Origin of the sequence: Pseudomonas sp. KU43P, assembly GCF_033095865.1 — a bacterium.
Classification (GTDB): domain Bacteria; phylum Pseudomonadota; class Gammaproteobacteria; order Pseudomonadales; family Pseudomonadaceae; genus Aquipseudomonas.
Genome location: NZ_AP019365.1, coordinates 5,438,455 through 5,459,505, shown reverse-complemented (window position 1 = coordinate 5,459,505; position 21,051 = coordinate 5,438,455). Strand labels below are relative to the sequence as shown.

The 21,051-nt window shown below is 62.4% G+C and carries 17 protein-coding genes; 12 read left to right on the top strand and 5 right to left on the bottom strand.

The features are described 5' to 3' along the window. Positions 1–90: 90 nt before the first annotated feature. Positions 91–534, top strand: a complete 444-nt coding sequence (locus tag KU43P_RS25065) for a response regulator (RefSeq protein ID WP_317660136.1) — start codon at positions 91–93, stop codon at positions 532–534. Positions 535–664: 130 nt separating this feature from the next. Here the strand turns inward: KU43P_RS25065 and KU43P_RS25060 are convergent, their stop codons facing one another. Beyond that, positions 665–2,842 carry a malate synthase G gene (locus KU43P_RS25060; protein WP_317660135.1) on the bottom strand — a complete coding sequence of 726 codons (2,178 nt, stop codon included), beginning with the start codon at positions 2,840–2,842 and terminating at the stop codon, positions 665–667. 454 nt (positions 2,843–3,296) lie between these two features. Here KU43P_RS25060 and KU43P_RS25055 point away from each other — a divergent pair, with 454 nt between their 5' ends. Beyond that, positions 3,297–3,815, top strand: coding sequence for a glycine cleavage system protein R (locus KU43P_RS25055; protein WP_317660134.1), 519 nt, complete (start codon positions 3,297–3,299; stop codon positions 3,813–3,815). Positions 3,816–4,162: 347 nt separating this feature from the next. Here the strand turns inward: KU43P_RS25055 and rarD are convergent, their stop codons facing one another. From rarD to KU43P_RS25035, 4 genes are all read right to left on the bottom strand, one after another. Continuing rightward, positions 4,163–5,050, bottom strand: a complete 888-nt coding sequence (gene rarD / locus KU43P_RS25050; protein ID WP_317660133.1) for an EamA family transporter RarD — start codon at positions 5,048–5,050, stop codon at positions 4,163–4,165. Positions 5,051–5,113: 63 nt separating this feature from the next. Further along, the gene (locus tag KU43P_RS25045; protein ID WP_317660132.1) at positions 5,114–6,088 is read right to left on the bottom strand and encodes a serine/threonine protein kinase; all 975 of its coding nucleotides are present in this window, start codon (positions 6,086–6,088) and stop codon (positions 5,114–5,116) included. A gap of 64 nt (positions 6,089–6,152) precedes the next feature. Continuing rightward, a complete protein-coding gene (locus KU43P_RS25040; RefSeq protein ID WP_317660131.1) occupies positions 6,153–6,917 on the bottom strand; it encodes a TOBE domain-containing protein in 765 nt (254 codons plus the stop codon). A gap of 54 nt (positions 6,918–6,971) precedes the next feature. Then, positions 6,972–7,709 carry a ComF family protein gene (locus KU43P_RS25035; RefSeq protein ID WP_317660130.1) on the bottom strand — a complete coding sequence of 246 codons (738 nt, stop codon included), beginning with the start codon at positions 7,707–7,709 and terminating at the stop codon, positions 6,972–6,974. A gap of 89 nt (positions 7,710–7,798) precedes the next feature. Between KU43P_RS25035 and bioB the strand changes: the two genes are divergently transcribed. The 10 genes from bioB (at position 7,799) to KU43P_RS24985 (ending at position 20,951) form a co-directional block, all read left to right on the top strand. Further along, on the top strand, positions 7,799–8,857 hold the full coding sequence (gene bioB / locus KU43P_RS25030) for a biotin synthase BioB (protein ID WP_236236981.1): 1,059 nt from the start codon (positions 7,799–7,801) through the stop codon (positions 8,855–8,857). A 1-nt stretch (position 8,858) separates the two neighbouring features. Then, complete coding sequence (gene bioF / locus KU43P_RS25025; RefSeq protein ID WP_317660129.1) at positions 8,859–10,031, top strand: 8-amino-7-oxononanoate synthase; 1,173 nt, start codon at positions 8,859–8,861, stop codon at positions 10,029–10,031. Beyond that, positions 10,024–10,755, top strand: coding sequence for an alpha/beta fold hydrolase (locus KU43P_RS25020; RefSeq protein WP_317660128.1), 732 nt, complete (start codon positions 10,024–10,026; stop codon positions 10,753–10,755). Before bioF ends, KU43P_RS25020 begins: the two co-directional genes overlap by 8 nt. Beyond that, positions 10,748–11,566 (top strand): malonyl-ACP O-methyltransferase BioC, encoded by an 819-nt coding sequence (gene bioC, locus KU43P_RS25015; RefSeq protein WP_317660127.1) that lies wholly within the window; start codon positions 10,748–10,750, stop codon positions 11,564–11,566. The genes KU43P_RS25020 and bioC overlap by 8 nt, the downstream gene beginning before the upstream one ends. Before the next feature lie 10 nt (positions 11,567–11,576). Continuing rightward, positions 11,577–12,257 (top strand): dethiobiotin synthase, encoded by a 681-nt coding sequence (gene bioD / locus KU43P_RS25010; protein WP_317660126.1) that lies wholly within the window; start codon positions 11,577–11,579, stop codon positions 12,255–12,257. A 117-nt stretch (positions 12,258–12,374) separates the two neighbouring features. Further along, positions 12,375–12,671 (top strand): pyrroloquinoline quinone biosynthesis protein PqqE, encoded by a 297-nt coding sequence (locus KU43P_RS25005; RefSeq protein ID WP_317660125.1) that lies wholly within the window; start codon positions 12,375–12,377, stop codon positions 12,669–12,671. Between the two features lie 303 nt (positions 12,672–12,974). Then, the gene (locus tag KU43P_RS25000) at positions 12,975–14,780 is read left to right on the top strand and encodes a phenylacyl-CoA dehydrogenase (RefSeq protein WP_317660124.1); all 1,806 of its coding nucleotides are present in this window, start codon (positions 12,975–12,977) and stop codon (positions 14,778–14,780) included. Between the two features lie 623 nt (positions 14,781–15,403). Continuing rightward, the gene (locus KU43P_RS24995) at positions 15,404–17,536 is read left to right on the top strand and encodes a cytochrome-c peroxidase (protein ID WP_317660123.1); all 2,133 of its coding nucleotides are present in this window, start codon (positions 15,404–15,406) and stop codon (positions 17,534–17,536) included. A 228-nt stretch (positions 17,537–17,764) separates the two neighbouring features. Next, on the top strand, positions 17,765–19,048 hold the full coding sequence (locus KU43P_RS24990) for a sensor domain-containing diguanylate cyclase (RefSeq protein ID WP_317660122.1): 1,284 nt from the start codon (positions 17,765–17,767) through the stop codon (positions 19,046–19,048). 124 nt (positions 19,049–19,172) lie between these two features. Further along, positions 19,173–20,951, top strand: a complete 1,779-nt coding sequence (locus tag KU43P_RS24985) for an acyl-CoA dehydrogenase C-terminal domain-containing protein (RefSeq protein WP_317660121.1) — start codon at positions 19,173–19,175, stop codon at positions 20,949–20,951. The last annotated feature ends 100 nt before the right edge of the window (positions 20,952–21,051 follow it).

Here is a 21,051-nt window from a genome sequence, read left to right as displayed (position 1 = left end):
CATTGGACGTAAGTCTATGGGCGTGCTGTGATCAATTTCGCAAGGTGCGGTCTTATCGGCTGAGTGGGCTATTTATTTGACGAGACGACCATGGTTGAGCATGACGACATCCTGAGTGACGCGGAGCGTGAAGCATTGGCCGTGGTGAGTGCGCCGGTTGCACCGAAACCCGTGGTGCTGGTGGTTGACGACAATCCGGTGAACAGCGAGGCGCTGTGCCTGTACCTGAAGAGCAGGGGCATCGACTGCATGATTGCCGACGGCGCTCAGGAGGCGATGTTCAAGCTGCACTATGAGCCGCGAATTGCCCTGATGATCACCGATCTGCGCATGGAACCCAAGGATGGCCTGGACCTGATACGGCAGGTGCGTGAATCGGAGCGGGCTGCGTTGTCGATCATCGTGGTGTCGGGTGACACCGATGTGAAAGAGGCGGTGGACGTGATGCACCTGGGGGTGGTGGATTTCCTGCTCAAGCCGGTGGACCTGGGCAAGTTGCTGGGGCTGGTGAAGAAGGAGTTGAAGATCGACTAGTTGGGTGCCTGTTGCGGGCTGATCGCCGGCAAGCCAGCTCCCACAGGTACAGCAGCGTACTTGAGCGCGATGCAGTAATTGTGGGAGCCGGCTTGCCGGCGAATGGGCCGCAAAGCGGCCCCCTGCAGCCTTACAACCCGTTACGCGCCTTGAACTCGCGACGACGGCGGTGCAGTACCGGCTCGGTGTAACCGTTCGGCTGCTTGGCACCTTCCACTACCAGCTCCACAGCGGCCTGGAACGCGACGTTGTCGTCGAAGTTCGGCGCCATCGGGCGGTACAGGGCGTCACCGGCGTTCTGCTTGTCCACAACCGCAGCCATGCGCTTGAGGCTTTCGAGCACATGCTCCTGGGTGACGACGCCATGGCGCAGCCAGTTGGCCAGCAGCTGGGCCGAGATACGCAGGGTGGCGCGGTCTTCCATCAGGCCGACATCATTGATGTCCGGCACCTTCGAGCAACCCACGCCCTGGTCGATCCAGCGCACCACGTAACCGAGGATGCCCTGGGCATTGTTGTCCAGCTCGTTGCGAATCTCTTCGGCCGACCAGTTGGTGTCGGCAGCCAGCGGGATGGTCAGGATGTCGTCCACCGAAGCTGGCGTGCGCGAAGCCAGCTCACGCTGACGCGCCTGAACGTCGACCTTGTGGTAGTGCAGGGCGTGCAGGGTGGCGGCGGTCGGCGAAGGTACCCAGGCGGTGTTGGCGCCGGCCAGCGGGTGAGCGATCTTCTGCTCGAGCATCGCGGCCATCAGGTCTGGCATGGCCCACATGCCCTTGCCGATCTGCGCACGGCCTTGCAGGCCGGTAGCCAGGCCCACGTCGACGTTGTTGTTCTCGTAGGCGCCGATCCATTTCTCGTTCTTCATGGCGCCCTTGCGCACCACGGCGCCGGCTTCCATGGAGGTGTGGATTTCGTCACCGGTACGGTCGAGGAAGCCGGTGTTGATGAACACCACGCGCTCGGCCGCCGATTTGATGCAGGCCTTGAGGTTGACCGTGGTACGGCGCTCCTCGTCCATGATGCCGACCTTGACGGTGTTGCGCTTCATGCCCAGCAGGTCTTCGACGCGGCTGAAGATTTCGGCGGCGAATGCCACTTCTTCAGGGCCGTGCATCTTCGGCTTGACGATGTACACGCTGCCGGTACGGGTGTTCTTGCGGCTGGTGTTGCCGTTGAGGTTGTGCAGCGCGATCAGGTTGGTGAACAGGCCATCCTGGATACCTTCGGGGATTTCGTTGCCTTGGGCATCGAGGATCGCCGGGTTGGTCATCAGGTGACCAACGTTGCGCACGAACAGCAGCGAGCGACCGTGCAGGGTGACGCTGCCACCATTGGGTGCGGCGTACTCGCGGTCCGGGTTCATGGTGCGGGTGAAGGTCTTGCCGCCTTTGCTAACGCTTTCGGCCAGGTCGCCTTTCATCAGGCCCAGCCAGTTGCGGTAGACGATGACCTTGTCGTCGGCATCCACGGCGGCGACCGAGTCTTCGCAGTCCATGATGGTGGTCAGCGCCGATTCCATCAGGATGTCTTTGACGCCGGCGGCATCGGTGCTGCCGACCGGAGTGCTGGCGTCGACCTGGATTTCGAAGTGCAGGCCGTTGTGCTTAAGCAGCACGGCGGTCGGCGCGGCGGCGTCGCCGTGGAAGCCAATCAGCTGGGCGTCGTCACGAAGGCCGCTGTTGCTGCCCCCCTTGAGGGTGACCACCAGCTTGCCGGCCTCGATGCGATAGGCAGTGGAATCGACGTGCGAGCCGGCCGCCAACGGCGCGGCTTCGTCGAGGAAGGCACGGGCGAAGGCGATGACTTTGTCGCCACGGGCCTTGTTGTAGCCCTGGCCTTTTTCGGCGCCGCCTTCATCGCTGATGGCGTCGGTGCCGTACAGCGCGTCGTACAGCGAGCCCCAACGGGCGTTGGCAGCGTTCAGGGCGAAGCGGGCGTTCATGACCGGCACTACCAACTGTGGGCCGGCCATGTGGGCGATTTCTTCGTCCACGTTCTGGGTGGTGGCCTGGAAGTCTTCGACTTGCGGCAGCAGGTAGCCGATTTCCTGGAGGAAGCTTTTGTAGGCGACGGCGTCATGGGCCTGGCCTTTGCGCGCTTGGTGCCAGGCGTCGATCTTGGCCTGCAGCTCGTCGCGCTTGGCGAGCAAGGCTTTATTCTTGGGAGCGAGGTCGTTGATGATCTTCTCGGCACCCGCCCAGAACTGCTCGGCGACGATGCCGGTTCCCGGAATGGCTTCGTTGTTGACGAAGTCGTACAGGACCTTGGCGACCTGAAGGCCACCGACGTGAACGTATCCAGTCATTGCTTGCCTCACCTCTGCTCAGCTGTTTCGCTTTCGCTCTTCTGTATTAAGCCTGTAGCGCTTCTCTAAACACGGCACCAGTGCGTGCTCTCGTCATCCACGAGCGCGGCTGGGTGCGGCTCGCCAGACGGGCCGGCGGGCGGTTTGCGTATTTTCACAGGCGCCTTGGCAGACATCGAAACGACGTTTTGTAGTCCGCGCCGATGCATACTACATGAAGCAGCAGGCAGGTAAACATCAGACTAAAAGCGTCGCTCTGCGACCGGTTGGTCGCGTAGGGTCACGCTGGGAGTGGGTATGTTCGCAAAAAACTGGTGGATTGTTCCAGATAAATCTTGAAACAGTACACGATTAGTTATGCGGACTGTCCTGCGGCAGGTTGCCGCGCCTTGCCTATACTGAATCGATCCCCGTATTTTCGCCGCCTGAGCGGCTGCACGCAGAGGAAGGCGCTGTGGATCATCTTGTACTGACCGTGATCGCTCCTGACAAGGCCGGCCAGGTCGAACGTATTGCCCAGTGCATTGCCGACCATAACGGCAACTGGCTGGAGAGCCGCATGTCGCGCATGGCCGGGCAGTTCGCCGGGATCTTGCGCGTGGCGGTACCCGCCGAGAATTACGACGAGCTGGTGAAATCGCTGCAGGCGCTGAGCCAGTACAGCATCCGCGTGCTGATCGCCGAAAGCGGCATCGAGCCATCCTGCACCTGGAAGCCCATCGCCATGGAACTGGTGGGCAATGATCGGCCAGGGATCGTACGCGATATCACCCGCATGTTGGCTGACCATGGGGTTAACCTGGAGCGCTTCACCACCGAAGTGCGCCCGGCGCCGATGAGCAGTGAACCTTTGTTCCATGCCGACGCCTTGCTGGCGCTGCCGCTAACCCTGTCGCTCGATGAGCTGCAGCAGAAGCTGGAGAGCCTGGCAGATGATTTGATGGTGGAGTTGAAGCTGCGGCCTGAGGATTGATCAAGTGAATGCCGGGGCCGCTTCGCGCCTCATCGCTGGCAAGCCAGCTCCCACGGGTGCAACGCCAGTCTCGGGCTAAGTGCCGCTGCTGTGGGAGCCGGCTTGCCGGCGATAGGTGCCTGAACGCCCCAGCCGGTTATCCCGTTTTAACGGGGACGGCCCTGTGGATAAGCTGGGGGCGCACCGCGCCAGCCCAGCAAGGGCAAGCCCTCCCGCCATTTGAGCAAAAAACACCCAGTTTTCAGGAGCTTGTGCACAAACCACGGGGACGAGGGTGTGGATAACCTTTGGAGATGTCTACACAGGCCACGAACTACGTGGCCTGCAGTTTTGTGATCATTTTTTGATCAGGCGCGCTTGCGCAAGTTGAACCAGGCATCGACGCTGTACAACGCCAGGCCCGCCCAGATGCACACGAAGGCCACCAGGCTGCTGGGTGACAAGTGCTCGTCGAACAGCCACACCGCCTGCATCAACACCAGGGTGGGCGCCAGGTACTGCAGGAAGCCCAGGGTGGTGTAAGGCAGGTGCCGCGCGGCGGCGTTGAAGCATACCAGTGGCACCAGCGTCACCGGCCCTGCGGCCATCAGCCACAGCGCCTCACTGCTGCTATAGAACGACGGCTGCGCGCTCATCGCGGTGGGGTGTAGCAACAGCCAACCCAGCGCCAGCGGTACCAGCATCCAGGTTTCCACCACCAGGCCGGGCAGCGCCGCAACCGGCGCCTGTTTGCGAATCAGCCCATAGAAGCCGAAGCTCAGGGCCAGCACCAGCGATACCCAGGGCAGGCTGCCGACTTGCCATACCTGCTGCGCCACACCGAGCGCCGCCAGGCCCACGGCCAGCCATTGCAGCCGGCGCAGACGCTCGCCCAGCAACAGCATGCCCAGCAGCACGTTCACCAGTGGGTTGATGTAGTAGCCAAGGCTGGCCTCCAGCATGCGGCCGTTGTTCACCGACCATACATAAGTGAGCCAATTGCCCGCAATCAGTGCCCCGCTGAGGGCGAGGATCGCCAGTCGGCGTGGGTTGTCGCGCAGTTCGCGCCACCAGCCGGGATGTTTCCATACCAGCAGTAACAGTGAACCGAACAGGGCCGACCAGAGCACACGGTGGACGATGATCTCCACCGCCGGGACGCTCTGGATCGCTTTGAAATACAGCGGGAACAAGCCCCAGATGATGTAGGCGCCAAGGCCCAGGAGGTACCCGCGGCGCGGGTTTGCGGCGTGCATGCAGAATCCTTGCTTAGGAAGCTAATTGAAGCGACGCCTATTGTAGACAGACCGTGGTGCGCTTCAGAACAATTTCAGCGGTTGTTCATCCAGTGCCGCCAGTTGTTCGCGCAGGGCGAGAATCTGGTCGCCCCAGTAACGTGGCTGGCCGAACCAGGGGAAGTTCGGGGGGAACGCTGGGTCGTCCCAGCGACGAGCCAGCCAGGCGCTGTAGTGCAACTGGCGCAGGGCGCGCAGCGGTTCGATGAGGGCGAGTTCGCGCGGGTCGAAGTCATGGAACTCGTTGTAGCCATCGATCAGTTCGGCCAGCTGCCCCATGCGCTCTTCGCGGCTGCCGGCAAGCATCATCCACAGATCTTGCACGGCCGGGCCCATGCGGCAGTCATCAAGGTCGACGACGTGGTAGATCTCGTCGCGGTGCATCAGGTTGCCGGGGTGCAGGTCGCCGTGCAGGCGGATGACCTGATGGGGGGTGCGGGCGTAGGCGTCCTCGACGCGCTTGAGCAGGTGGCGGGCTACGGACTCGAATGCTGGCAGCAGGTCTTTCGGCACGAAGCCGCCGTCGAGCAGGGTGTTCAGCGAGGCGTGGCCGAAGTTGTCCACAGCCAGGGCCTCACGGTGCTCGAACGGCCGGGCCGCGCCTACGGCATGCAGGCGGCCCAGCAGTTGGCCGAGGCGGTAGAGCTGGTCGAGGTTGCCGGGTTCGGGCGCATGCCCGCCACGGCGCGGGAACAGGGTAAAACGAAAACCCTGGTGTTCGAACAGGGTCTGGCCTTCGTGCTGCAGCGGCGCGACCACGGGGACTTCGCAGTCGGCGAGTTCTGCACTGAAGCGGTGTTCTTCAAGGATCGCGGCGTCGCTCCAGCGGCCCGGGCGGTAGAACTTGGCGATCAGTGGCTGCGCATCTTCGATACCCACTTGGTAGACGCGGTTCTCGTAGCTGTTCAGCGCGAGGACACGGGCGTCGCTCAGGAAGCCGAGGCTTTCCACGGCGTCCAGGACCAGGTCGGGGGTGAGTGTGGCGAAGGGGTGCGACATGAGTGCTCCGGGGGTGGCTGCAAGCACTCATGTTATCAGTGCCGGCCCTTTCGCGGGGGCAAGCCTAGACCGGCACCCCCAGCAAGACCGAAGACGGATGGAACTGTACCCGCACTTCGCTCCCTGCCTGCACCTTCTGCTCCGCCAACCACTGCGCCTCGGCAAACGCATACAGCGTCTGCCCATTGCTCAGCGCCAGGCGTACTTCACTGGGCTCATGCCCATCAACCAATACTTCTTCGACGGTGGCTGTCAGCACATTGCTGCCTGCCTCGGTCTCTTCGCCGGCCCCAAGCAACTGCACCCAGCCCGCCTTGAGCAGCGCCACAACCATGGTGCCCAGTGTCAGCTCCAGGCGAGCGGTGCTGTCATGGGTGATCAGCGCGGCGATTTCCAGCCCACCGCCCAGGGCCAGGCTCACTCGGTCGTGGCGACCTTCTCGGCGCAGGCCGCTGACCTGGCCCTGCAGCTGATTGCGGGCGCTGGTGCGCAGCATCAGGCGCCCGAGCAGGTCGAGGTCACTGGATTCTTCGGCCGCTTCGAGCAATTGCGCCTGCAGGTTCTGCAGGCGCTGATAAAGACGCAGTACCCGCTCGCCCTCAGCCGAGAGACGTGCGCCGCCACCACCACGGCCGCCGGTACTGCGCTCGACCAGTGGCTGGCTGGCCAGGTTGTTGAGCTCGTCGATGGCATCCCAGGCGGCCTTGTAGCTGATACCGGCAGCCTTGGCGGCGCGGGTGATCGAGCCTTGCTCGGCGATGTGCTGGAGCAGGGCGATGCGCTGCGGGCGGCGGGCGATGTGTTGGGTAAGCAGGGCAGGTAGGGACATGGGCTTGATGGTCATGGGCTGATGGGGTGACGGTGCCTTCGTGCAGGTGGACAGTCAAGCCTGGCCCGGCTTTGGCGTTCGCGCCAGGCAGTAGACGTCGACGCGCCGTGCGCCGCCCTTGCGCAACAGCTGGGCAATCGCTTGGGCCGTGGTGCCAGTCGTTAGCACATCATCGATGAGGGCGACATGCTTGCCTTCGACCATGCCCGGCCGCTGCAAGGTGAATGCCCGGCGCAGGTTCCGGCGTCGCGCCTTGGCATCGAGCCCCTGCTGGGCAGGCGTGTCACGGGTGCGCAGCAGCAAGCGTTCATCGCAAGGGACGCCCAGCTGCGACGCGAGCCACCGCGCCAACATCCCGGCCTGATTGAACCCCCGTTCACGCAGCCGACGCCTGGCCAGCGGTACCGGTAACAACAGATCAGGAACGGCCAGCCCTTCGGCATAGCGGTGGCGCAGGCCATGGCCCAGGAGTTCGCCCATCAGCCGCCCCAGCGGCCATTGCCGACGATGCTTGAAACGGCTGATCAACGTGTCCACGGGAAAGCCGTAATGCCACAGGGCGATAACCTGCTCGAAGGCCGGTGCGCGCCGGCTGCATTGGCCGCAGGTCAAGCCGGCCATGGGCAATGGCAGCGCGCAGCGCAAGCAGTACTCATCTAGCCAGGGCAGCGCCTGCTCGCAGGCGACGCACAGCGGGTAGGGCTGTTCGGCAATTTCGTCGCACAGCAAACAGAATTGTTCGATATTTGTACAGATGTAAACCATCGGTTTTGCATGTGGTTGACAGTTCATAGGCCTTCCATGACTATGCGAGCTATCCGTGATGCGCTGGTGGGCATTCCTGTCCCGGCGCCAGCTACAGCCTAAACAAGGAAACGCCGATGAGCGCCAGCACAACTGCAACAACACGTCACGACTGGTCCCTGCCAGAGGTCAAGGCGCTGTTCCAGCAACCGTTCAACGACCTGCTGTTCCAGGCCCAGACCGTGCACCGCGCGCATTTCGACCCCAACCGTGTCCAGGTATCGACGCTGCTGTCGATCAAGACCGGCGCCTGCCCGGAAGATTGCAAATATTGTCCGCAGTCCGGCCACTACAACACCGGGCTGGAAAAACAGAAGCTGATGGAAGTGCAGAAGGTGCTGGAAGAGGCTGCACGGGCCAAGGCCATCGGCTCGACCCGCTTCTGCATGGGCGCCGCCTGGAAGCACCCGTCCGCCAAGGACATGCCCTACGTGCTGGAGATGGTCAAAGGGGTGAAGGCCATGGGCCTGGAAACCTGCATGACCCTCGGCAAGCTCGATCAGGAGCAGACCCAGGCCCTGGCCCAGGCCGGCCTGGACTACTACAACCACAACCTCGATACCTCGCCGGAGTTCTACGGCAGCATCATCACCACCCGCACCTACGGCGAACGCCTGCAGACCCTGGCCTATGTGCGCGATGCCGGAATGAAGATCTGCTCTGGCGGCATTCTCGGCATGGGCGAGTCGCTGGACGACCGCGCCGGGCTGCTGATTCAGCTGGCCAACCTGCCCGAGCATCCGGAATCGGTGCCGATCAACATGCTGGTCAAGGTGGCTGGCACGCCGCTGGCCGAGGAAGAAGATGTCGACCCGTTCGACTTCATTCGCATGCTGGCGGTAGCGCGCATCCTCATGCCGAAGTCGCACGTGCGCCTGTCCGCCGGCCGCGAGCAGATGAACGAGCAGATGCAGGCCCTGGCCTTCATGGCCGGTGCCAACTCGATCTTCTATGGCGAAAAGCTGCTGACCACCGCCAACCCTCAGGCCGACAAGGACATGCAACTGTTCGCTCGCCTGGGCATCAAGCCCGAAGCGCGCGAAGAGCATGCCGACGAAGTGCACCAGGCCGCCATCGAGCAGGCGCTGGTCGAGCAACGCAGCAGCGAGCTGTTCTACAACGCCGCGTCTGCCTGAGATGGCCTTCGATCTGGCGGCGCGCCTGGCCGAACGGCGCGCCGCAGACCTGTATCGGCAGCGGCCGTTGCTGGAAAGTCCGCAGGGGCCGCACGTCGTGGTCGACGGCCAGCCGTTGCTGGCCTTCTGCAGCAATGACTATCTGGGCCTGGCCAACCACCCTGATGTCATCAAGGCCTGGCAGGGCGGTGCCGAACGCTGGGGAGTCGGTGGTGGCGCTTCGCATTTGGTGATCGGTCACAGTGCGCCGCACCACGCTGTTGAAGAGGCACTGGCCGAATTGACCGGGCGCCCCCGTACGCTGCTGTTTTCCACCGGCTACATGGCCAACCTGGGCGCCATCACTGCCTTGGTGGGGCAGGGCGACACGGTGCTGCAGGATCGCCTGAACCACGCTTCACTGCTTGACGGTGGCTTGCTCAGTGGCGCGCGTTTCAGCCGCTATTTGCACAACGATGCAGCCAGCCTGGCCAGCCGCCTGGAAAAGGCCACCGGCAATACCCTGGTGGTCACCGACGGGGTGTTCAGCATGGACGGCGACCTTGCCGACCTGCCAGCACTGGCCAAGGTTGCACGGGCGCGCGATGCCTGGCTAATGGTCGATGACGCCCACGGCTTGGGTACCTTGGGCGCCCAGGGTGGCGGTATCGTCGAGCATTTCGGCCTGGGCATCGAGGATGTGCCGGTGTTGATCGGTACCCTGGGCAAGGCATGCGGCACTGCCGGCGCCTTTGTTGCCGGTAGCGAGGAATTGATCGAGGCGCTGGTGCAGTTCGCCCGGCCCTACATCTACACCACCAGCCAGCCACCGGCGTTGGCCTGCGCCACGCTCAAGAGCCTGGCGCTGCTGCGCCGCGAAACCTGGCGCCGCGAGCACCTGGCGGCGCTGATCCGTCAGTTCCGCCAGGGCGCCGAGCAAATCGGCCTGCAGCTGATGGACAGCCCGACGCCGATCCAGCCGATCGTGATTGGCGACAGTGCCCAGGCTCTGCACCTGTCGCGCATGCTACGCGAGCGCGGGTTGCTGGTTACCGCCATTCGCCCACCCACCGTACCTGCCGGCAGCGCACGTCTGCGGGTGACCCTGAGTGCCGCGCACAGCGAAGCACAGGTGCAGCTATTGTTGAATGCATTGGCCGAGTGTTATCCACAACTGGAGGCCGCCGATGCGTAACCGATTGATCCTTTTGCCTGGCTGGGGGCTGGGCACCGCCGCACTGGAGCCGCTGGCCGCCAGCCTGCGGGCACAGGATGCCCGCCTGCAGGTCGAACTGATGCCCTTGCCGGAGCTGGCCGAGGCCGACCTGCAGGCCTGGATTGACCACCTTGACCGTAAATTGCCTACCGATACCTGGCTGGGTGGCTGGTCGTTCGGCGGCATGCTTGCCAGCGAGCTGGCAAGCAGACGCGGCGACCATTGCTGCGGGTTGCTCACCCTGGGCAGCAACCCCAGTTTCGTGGCCCGCCCGGACTGGCCGCACGGCATGGCCGAAGACACCTTCGGTACCTTCCTGGACGGCTGTCGCAGCCATGCGTCAGTTACCCTCAAGCGCTTTCGAACCTTGTGCAGCGACGGTGCCCAGCAACCGCGCACGTTGTTGCGCCAGCTTGGTGTCGGCGTGCCGGATACCGATCCGCTGTACCTCGCCAACGGGCTGGAAGTTCTGGCCCAGCTCGATACCCGCGAAGCCCTGCAGGCCTATGGCGGCCCGCAGCTGCACCTGTTCGCCGGCAGCGACGCGCTGGTCCCGGCCGAAGCGGCCAAGGCCCTGAGCGAGCTGTTGCCCGATGTTGAAGTAGGCCTGGTCGAAGAGAGTTCCCACGCCTTCCTGCTGGAATACCCACAGGAGCTGGCGGCGGGTATCAAGAGTTTCCTGCATGAGAGTGGTGATGACTGACCTTTCCCATCCAACCCTGCCCGGCGCGTTGCCAGACAAGCGCCAGGTGGCGGCCTCGTTCTCCCGTGCGGCGGGCAGCTATGACAGCGTGGCGGCGCTGCAGCGTGCAGTGGGCGTGAGCCTGCTGGAGCAGCTGCCCGGCGACCTGACGCCCTCGCGTTGGCTCGACCTGGGCAGTGGCACCGGCTACTTCAGCCGAGTGCTGGCTGAGCGCTTTGCGTCTGCCAGCGGCGTAGCCGTGGATATCGCCGAAGGCATGCTGCGCCACGCCCGTGGCGAGCAGGGTGGCGCTGCCTATCATGTGGCCGGCGATGCCGAGCGCCTGCCTCTGGGCGATGGCAGCGTCGATCTGGTGTTCTCCAGCCTGGCAGTGCAATGGTGCGGCCAGTTCGCCAGCGTGCTGAGCGAGGCGCAGCGGGTGTTGCGCCCAGGTGGCGTGCTGGCTTTCAGCAGCTTGTGTGTCGGCACGCTGGAGGAACTGCGCGCCAGTTGGCAGGCGGTGGACGGCATGGTGCACGTCAACCGCTTCCGCCGTTTCGAGGATTACCAGCGCCTTTGTGCGGCCAGTGGCTTCGAGCAGCTCGGCCTGCAGCGCCAGCCTCATGTGCTGCACTACCCGGATGTGCGCAGCCTGACCCATGAACTCAAGGCGCTCGGCGCCCACAACCTCAACCCTGGGCGGCCCTCCGGCCTGACCGGGCGCGCCCGTGTGCAGGCCATGCTGCAGGCATACGAGGCATTCCGCCAGCCTCAGGGGCTGCCAGCCACTTACCAGGTGGTCTATGGTGTGATGCGCAAGCCACGGGCATGAGAGGAGCGACATGAGCCAAGCCTATTTCATCGCCGGGACCGACACCGATGTTGGCAAGACCACTATCGCCGCAGGGCTGCTGCATGCGGCACGTTTGCAGGGCTTGAGCACTCTGGGCGCCAAGCCGGTGGCCTCCGGCTGTACCGCCACGCCCAAAGGGCTGCGCAATGCCGATGCCCAGGCCCTGATCGACGAGAGCACGCTGAAGCTGGCGTATGAAGCGATCAACCCCTTTGCCTTCGAGCCTGCCATCGCTCCCCATGTGGCCGCACGCGAGGCAGGAGTAGCGCTGGAAGTACCGGCTCTGCTCAAGGCCATGCGCCATGTGCTGGACCAAGGGGCGGATTTCACCCTGGTCGAAGGCGCGGGTGGCTGGCGAGTACCGTTGTCCGACCATGCCAACCTCTCCGACCTGGCGGTTGCGCTGAAACTGCCGGTGATTCTGGTGGTGGGCGTGCGGCTGGGCTGCATCAACCATGCCCTGCTCAGTGCTGAAGCCATTGCACGTGATGGGCTGCAGTTGGCGGGTTGGGTAGCCAATATCATCGAGCCGCGTACTTCGCGCCTGGAAGAGAACCTGGCGAGCCTGGCGGAACGGTTGCCGGCGCCTTGCCTGGGGCGAGTGCCCAGGCTCAAGCTGGCGACCGCGGATGCTGTGGCAGAGCACCTGCAGCTGGACTTGCTGGACTGACGGGCATGCCCGGGGTCTATCAACTAGCACCGTGCCATTAGGGATTTAAACGGGCCTTTTCAGCCAGGGCCTGCTTTAATTCCCCCTGTTCCTATCCAGCGTCATTGGAGTTCTGACATGGAAATCACCGGTAGCTCCGCCTACTACGCGGGCCTCGGCGCCATACAGGCCGGGCAGAACCGCATCGATCAGGCCGCCGGCCAGATCGCCAACACTTCCGTCGAGCGCGCCGCCACCAGCCAGTCCAGCGACTTTCAGGCCGAACGCCTGCGTGCGGTCGATCGCAGTCAGCAGATGGACCTGGCGACCAGCACTGTACAGCTGGCATTGGGCAAGACCGAAGTCGAACTGGGCGCAAAGGTCGCCAAGGCTTCCGACGAAATGCTCGGTCGATTCATCGACACCTACGCCTGATCCAAAAAATATTCAGCCTCTTCCTGTGGGAGTGGGCTTGCCCTGCGAATGCGGCAAAACAGACAACCTTGCGCTGTCTGGGCTGCTGTTTTCACAGGCAAGCCCGCTCCCACTGTCATTTATGGCCTGTATTTTCAGTGATGGCATGAATGCCTTTTTTCGTGGCGTAAATGGCACTATGGTCCCTTCTTGACATCCGGCGGTGCTAAACGTAAGTTTCAAACAACTGTTTGATCGAAAGCCGCCAAGAGCTGGTCGGTATCAGCGGTCTCCCCACCGAACTCATCACAGAGGTTCATCGCAATGCCTGATTACAAAGCCCCCTTGCGTGATATTCGTTTCGTCCGCGACGAGCTGCTCGGCTACGAGGCGCACTATCAGAGCCTGCCGGGTTGCCAGGACGCAACGCCAGACATGGTCGACGCGATCCTTGAAGAAGGTGCGAAATTCTGTGAGCAGGTGTTGGCCCCGCTGAACCGCGTCGGCGACCTGGAAGGCTGCACCTGGAGCGAGTCGGGCGTGAAGACCCCGACCGGCTTCAAGCAAGCTTACGAGCAATTTGTCGAAGGCGGCTGGCCGAGCCTGGCGCATGACGTCGCCCACGGCGGCCAAGGCCTGCCAGAGTCGCTGGGCCTGGCCCTGAGCGAGATGGTCGGCGGCTCCAACTGGTCGTGGGGCATGTACCCAGGCCTGTCCCATGGCGCGATGAACACCATCTCTGCCCACGGCACCGAAGAGCAGCAGCACACCTACCTGACCAAGCTGGTCAGCGGCGAGTGGACCGGCACCATGTGCCTGACCGAGCCGCACTGTGGTACCGACCTGGGCATGCTGCGCACCAAGGCCGAGCCGCAAGCCGACGGTTCGTACAAAGTTTCCGGTACCAAGATCTTCATTTCCGCCGGCGAGCACGACATGGCCGATAACATCGTCCATATCGTCCTGGCGCGCCTGCCTGACGCCCCGGCTGGCACCAAAGGTATTTCGCTGTTCATCGTGCCGAAGTTCCTGCCCAACGCCGAAGGCGGCGTGGGTGAGCGCAACGGCGTGAGCTGCGGCTCCCTTGAACACAAGATGGGCATCCACGGCAACGCCACCTGCGTGATGAACTTCGACAGCGCCACCGGCTACCTGATCGGCCCAGCCAACAAGGGCCTGAATTGCATGTTCACCTTCATGAACACGGCGCGCCTGGGCACTGCACTGCAAGGCCTGGCGCATGCCGAAGTGGCCTTCCAGGGTGGCCTGAAGTACGCCCGTGACCGCCTGCAGATGCGTTCCCTGACCGGCCCGAAAGCGCCGGACAAGGCCGCTGACCCGATCATCGTTCACCCAGACGTGCGTCGCATGCTGCTGACCATGAAAGCCTTCGCCGAAGGCAACCGCGCGATGGTGTACTTCACCGCCAAGCAGGTGGACATCGTCAAGTACAGCCAGGACGAGGAAGAGCGCAAGAAGGCCGACGCCCTGCTGGCCTTCCTGACCCCGATCGCCAAGGCCTTCATGACCGAGGTCGGCTTCGAAGCGGCCAACCACGGTGTGCAGATCTACGGTGGCCACGGCTTCATCGCCGAGTGGGGCATGGAGCAGAACGTGCGCGACAGCCGCATCTCCATGCTGTACGAAGGCACTACCGGCATCCAGGCACTGGACCTGCTCGGCCGTAAAGTGCTGATGACCCAGGGCGAAGCGCTCAAGGGCTTCACCAAGATCGTGCACAAGTTCTGCCAGGCGCAGGAAGGCGTCGATTCGCTCAAGGAATTCGTCGAGCCTCTGGCGGCATTGAACAAGGAGTGGGGCGAGCTGACCATGAAGGTCGGTATGGCCGCGATGAAAGACCGCGAAGAAGTGGGTGCTGCCTCGGTGGACTACCTGATGTACTCCGGTTACGTGTGCCTGGCCTACTTCTGGGCCGATATTGCGCGCCTGGCTGCCGAGAAGCTGGCTGCCGGTACCAGTGAAGAGGCGTTCTACACCGCCAAGCTGCAGACCGCGCGCTTCTACTTCCAGCGTATCCTGCCCCGCACACGTACCCACGTGGCGACCATGCTGTCGGGTGCCAATAACCTGATGGACATGAAGGAAGAAGACTTCTCGCTGGGTTATTAAGCCTGGGTGAAGTACTCAAAGAAGGCCGCTCCTAGTGAGCGGCTTTTTTTTGCGTTTCAACCAGGCTGGTCTGTTCAGTAAGTGCAAATACAATTGCCAATGCTGGCGCAGTACACCTTGCGTGCACGTCAAAGTTTTTAGTTTCTTTGAATGGCGAGCATGTCCGAATAATGGCCGCCAGGTATGAACTAGCAAATACATTGCCAGGTGCTTGCCGGTTCTGTTTGCCGGCGTTTTCACACCCTCGTCGAGCGCTGGCTGCTGGGGTTTTGGGGGAGTAGACCCAGTTGTGGTGGGGAACTACCACCACAATTGAGGAGGTACCATTGTCAGAATTTTACGGCATGGACCTGTAAGTGAGTCGGTATAAAAAAATATCGTACTTGTTCTCCCGAAATACCTTGTTACAGCTATTGTGGCATTAAGCGCACCGCGTGGCGCGAATACCCATTTTATAAAAACTGAGCCAAGAGATTACTTTGCCAGCGAGGCCTCGTGCTGCCCAGACAACTTTCAGTAGTAGTGGCTGAGCCTGCGAGCTGCAAGATGGAGAGCAGATGAGTTCATCTCGTCACAACCCAATACGGAGCCTGGCGACTCCGTGCTGAATCGGGAAGTTCATCATGGTCGAGTCTCTGAGAACGTTGCGTATCCCCCATCTGGCCTGTGCGATAGCGGTGACCCTCACCGCTGTCGGCATGCCGTTCATGAGCGTTCGGGCCGCAGACCCCGCCGGGACCGCTGAGCAAGCACCGGAAGTGCCCAGCCTGAATTCACTGCGTGGCATGGTACCGCCTGATCCTTCGGGTACCGAAGATGGCCGCAAGGTCGACCTGATGTCCGACTATGTGACCAATCGTGTGGCAGCAATCACCTTGGGCAAGGCTTTGTTCTGGGACATGGCGATTGGCAGTGACGGCACCACCGCCTGTGCTTCCTGCCACTACCATGCGGGTGCCGATCACCGGGTCATCAACCAGATAAACCCAGGCCAGGCCAACACCAATGCGAACGTTGCATCGATCTTCAACAAGCCCTTCACGGCCGCCGATATTCCAGGCGACCTGCCGAGCTACACCACGCGTTCCGGTGGCAAGGGCGGGCCCAACTACACGTTGAAGAAAGGGGACTTCCCGACCCACGTGCTGGCCAACCCCCTGGACAGAAACTCGATGATTGTCTATTCAACGGACGACGTCATTGGCTCACAGGGTGTGGTCGACGCCAACTTCGTAAAACCCCGGCAATCGCGCTTTGACAAATGCACTCAGCAACCGGACGGGATATTCCAGGTAGGCGGTATCAACGTTCGGCGCAGCACAGGGCGCAATGCGCCTTCGGTCATCAATGCGGCTTTCAACGTCCGCAACTTCTGGGATGGCCGGGCCAACAACGTATTCAACGGCTTTTCGCCGTTTGGCAATCGCGACCCTGACGCAGCAATTTTCGTGACCAAGGATCGCAGTGGCGTGGCCGTCAAGGCACGGCTGGCCCTCAAGGATGCCTCGGCGGCCTCTCAAGCCGTGGGGCCTCCCGGCAGCGCGGTGGAAATGTCCTGTGGTGGGCGTACCTTCGCTGACATTGGCCGGCGCATGCTCGACAGCATGATGCTCAAGGGGCAGAAAATCTCACCCACCGATTCGGTGCTCGGCCCCGTCTCCAGTGCCCGCCGGCCAACCTATCGCGAGCTGATCAAGGACGCATTCCAGCCACGCCTGTGGAATGCTACCCAACAGGTATCGCTGGGTGGCCAGCCCTACAGCCAGATGGAAGCAAACTTCTCGCTTTACTTCGGGCTGGCGATTCAGATGTACGAGGCCACGCTGATCTCCGATCAGGCACCGCTGGATGCCTATCTGCAGGGCGACCACAGCGCCATGAACGCTCAGCAGGTGAAGGGCATGGAGCTGTTCCTGGGCAAGGGTAAATGCATTGCCTGCCATGGTGGTGCAGAGTTGACCAACGCGGCCAGCCGGCTACTGTTCGAGCCTCGTGAGCGCATCGAGCGCATGGTCATGGCGGACGGCCTGACCACGCTCTACGACAACGGTTTCTACAACACCGGTGTGCGCCCGACCTCAGAAGACCTGGCGCTGGGCGGTACTGACAGCTGGGGCAATCCGTTGTCCTTCACCCGTCAATACAACACTTTGCTGCAAGGCGGAAATATCCCTGATCCACTGGATGTCGACGTCTGCACCTTCGAAGCGCCGCTGAGCGCAGCGGTCCCTTGCGATCCGACGCTCAAGCCCAGTGTCGGTTTCCGCGACGCGGTCGATGGCGCCTTCAAGACTCCAACGCTGCGTAACATCGCGTTGACCGGGCCGTATTTCCACAACGGCAGCCGGGCAACGCTGCAACAGGTCATGGAGTTCTACAACCGCGGCGGCGACCGCCGTGGCGAGGACGCCAGCAACACCAGCGGTTTCGATCATCCGGCAGTCAATCAGCACAACGGCTCCAACCTGGACCCAGACATGACTTCGCTGAACCTGACCCCGGATGAAGTGGATGCATTGGTCAAGTTCATGGAGGTCGGCTTGACCGATCCGCGAGTCGCGTGGGAACGGGCACCGTTCGATCACCCCTCTCTGATGCTGCCGCAGGGTGAGAAGGGCGATGAGAACTCTGTCTCGCAAGGTGCGGCGACCCCCTCTCGGCCAGCGCTGGATGCCATTTTCCAACTCAATGCCGTGGGCGCGGGAGGTCGCTCCGCTCTGCAGGGGCCGCTGCTGCCGTTCAACAACGACTTGTAACAGCGTCTCTCGTTGCATCGCCGGCGAGCGGTGGAAACCCGTCTGCCCACAGGGTTGGCGGGTTTCAATACTTTGGTCTGCAGCGCGAGCTCAAGATCCAGTTACAAGAAAAGCTCAAGCCCCCCGTCCATCCTGCCGTTAATCACCTTTGTCCTCATCTATTCATGTGCGCTGCCGATGAAGTAGGGGCACAATGCCATTATTGATCTGCCGGGTTGGAGATTACCCTTGTTTCGTCCAAACGCTGTACGTGCCAGCCATTTTCTGCCTTCGTTGTTTCTGTTGCTGGCAGGGCTTGCGGCGGCCTATGTGAGAGACCTCAGCGTCTTCTTCACTTCACTGTTCAACGTGCTGCCCACGTTGGTTCTGCTGCTGGGCGGTGCTTATTGCGCCGTATACCGTCGTCAGCGCGAGCTGTTTCTGATGGTCACGGTGTACATCGCCTATTTCCTGCTCGACACCCAGACCGACTACTACCGCGACAATGGGCGTGTGCGTGAAGACGCTGCGGTGATCTTCCACCTTGTCTGCCTGCTGCTGCCGGCCTTGTTCGGCCTGTTCGGCGCCTGGCAGGAGCGTACCCACCTGGCCCAGGACCTGCTCGCCCGCTTCGCCGTGCTGTTCGCCGTCGGCAGTGTGGCGGTTGCGCTGGAGCAGAGCTTCCCCGACGCGCTGCTGGCGTGGTTGGCGGAAATTCGCTGGCCGGCGCTGCATGGCCAGTGGATGAGCCTGATCCAGATGGTCTACCCGCTGTTCATCGGTGTGTTCATCCTGCTGGTGGTGCAATACCTGCGCGAACCCAGGCCCTTGCACGCGGCGCAGCTCATCGGCCTGGTAGGCATCTTCTGGATGTTGCCCAAGACCTTCATCCTGCCGTTCACCCTGAACATCATGTGCAGCCAGGTAATGCTGATGATCGCTGCTGCGGTATCGCACGAGGCTTACCAGATGGCCTTCCGTGACGAGCTGACCGGTCTGCCGGGGCGCCGTGCACTGAATGAGCGCATGCAGCGTCTAGGGCGCAATTACGTGATCGCCATGACCGACGTCGATCACTTCAAGAAATTCAACGACACCCACGGCCATGATGTGGGCGATCAGGTGCTGCGCCTGGTGGCCAGCCGTTTGTCCAAGATCACCGGAGGTGGCCGAGCCTATCGCTACGGTGGCGAAGAGTTCGCCTTGGTGTTTGCCGGCAAGACCGCAGAGGAATGCGTGCCGCACGTGGAAGCGGTGCGCGAAATGATCGCCAACTACGCCATGCAGTTGCGTGACCAGAACAACCGACCGCAGGACGACTCCACAGGTCGTCAACGCCGCAACGGCAGTGGCGCAGGTACGGTTTCGGTGACCATCAGCATCGGCGTGGCGGAACGCCAGGTCGACCACCGTAACCCAGAGGAAGTGCTCAAATCTGCTGACCAGGCGCTGTACAGCGCCAAGGGCGCCGGGCGTAATTGTGTCATGGTCCACGGGCAACAATCGCGTCGGGGAGCGGTTCGTATGGCGTGACCGAATATGACTATATGGTCGCGTGATGACCCTATGTCTCGCAAAAGTTGTTCGGTTACACTGGATTCAACCCCGTGCCGCGGTCCGCAGTGACCGCCCCCGACCCGACTAGCGAGAGGTTGTGATGGCTGACTATAAAGCGCCCCTGCGCGACATGCGCTTCGTTCTGAATGAAGTCTTCAACGTGGCCGAGCAGTGGGCACAACTGCCCGAGCTGGCCGAGGCGGTCGACGCTGAAACGGCTTTGGCCGTGCTGGAAGAGGCCGGCAAGGTCACTGGCAAGACCATTGCTCCGCTCAGCCGCGCCGCCGACGAAGAGGGCTGCCACTGGGATAACGGCGCGGTGCGCACGCCAGCCGGCTTTATCGAGGCCTACAAGACCTACGCCGAAGGCGGTTGGGTAGGTGTGGGTGGCGACCCGCTGTTCGGCGGCATGGGCATGCCCAAGGCAATCTCCGCCCAGGTCGAGGAAATGGTCAACGCATCGAGCCTGGCCTTCGGCCTGTATCCGATGCTGACCGCCGGCGCCTGCCTGTCGATCAACGCCCATGCCAGCGAAGCGCTCAAGGAAAAGTACCTGCCGAACATGTATGCCGGCATCTGGGCCGGTTCCATGTGCCTGACCGAACCCCATGCGGGCACCGACCTGGGCATCATCCGCACCAAGGCCGAGCCCCAAGCGGACGGCAGCTACAAAGTCAGCGGTACCAAGATTTTCATCACCGGTGGTGAACACGACCTGACGGAGAACATCATCCACCTGGTGCTGGCCAAGCTGCCGGACGCACCGGCTGGGCCCAAGGGCATCTCGCTGTTCCTGGTGCCGAAGTTCCTGGTCAACGAAGACGGCAGCCTCGGCGCGCGCAACCCGGCCACCTGCGGCTCGATCGAGCACAAGATGGGTATCCAGGCGTCGGCCACCTGTGTGATGAACTTCGACGAAGCCGTCGGTTACATCGTCGGCGAACCGAACAAAGGCCTGGCGGCGATGTTCACGATGATGAACTACGAGCGTCTTGGCGTGGGCATTCAAGGCCTGGCCTCGGCCGAGCGCTCCTACCAGAACGCCGTGGAATATGCCCGCGATCGCCTGCAAAGTCGCGCCCCCCTTGGCCCGCAGGCCAAGGACAAGGTAGCCGACCCGATCATCGTGCACCCGGATGTGCGGCGCATGCTGCTCACCATGAAAGCGCTGATCGAAGGTGGCCGCGCCTTCTCCACCTACGTTGCCATGCAACTGGACAGCGCCAAGTACAGCGAAGACCCAACCACGCGCAAGCGCAGCGAAGAGCTGGTGGCACTGCTGACGCCGGTGGCCAAGGCCTTCCTCACTGACCTGGGCCTGGAGTGCGCGGTGCATGGTCAGCAGGTGTTCGGCGGCCATGGCTACATTCGCGAATGGGGCCAGGAGCAGCTCGTGCGCGACGTGCGCATTACCCAGATCTACGAAGGCACCAACGGTATCCAGGCCCTGGACCTGATGGGGCGCAAGGTGGTGGCCAGCGGTGGCGCATACTACCGGCTGTTCTCCGATGAAATCCGCCAGTTCATTGCCAGTGCCGGCAGCGAGCTGGACGAATTTTCCAAGCCGCTGGCAGCCTGTTTGGACCAGCTCGATGGGCTGACCGAGTGGGTGCTGGAGAAGGCCAAGGGCAATCCGAACGAAATCGGTGCGGCATCGGTCGAGTACCTGCATGCCTTCGGCTATGTCGCCTATGGCTACATGTGGGCGCTGATGGCGCGGGCAGCCAAGGCGGGTGAAGGCGACGAAGCGTTCTACTCGGCCAAGCTGGGCACTGCACGTTTCTACTTCGCACGCCTGTTGCCACGTGTGCATTCGCTGGTGGCGTCGGTGAAGGCGGGGAGCGAGTCGCTGTACCTGCTGGATGCCGAGCAGTTCTGAATGCCATCAGGTTGCTTGTAAGCATTTTCCTACATGACGTGGTGACTTTTCGCCACTGGCCTCAGATTGGATCCACGGTTACTCTTTGTACATGGACGTT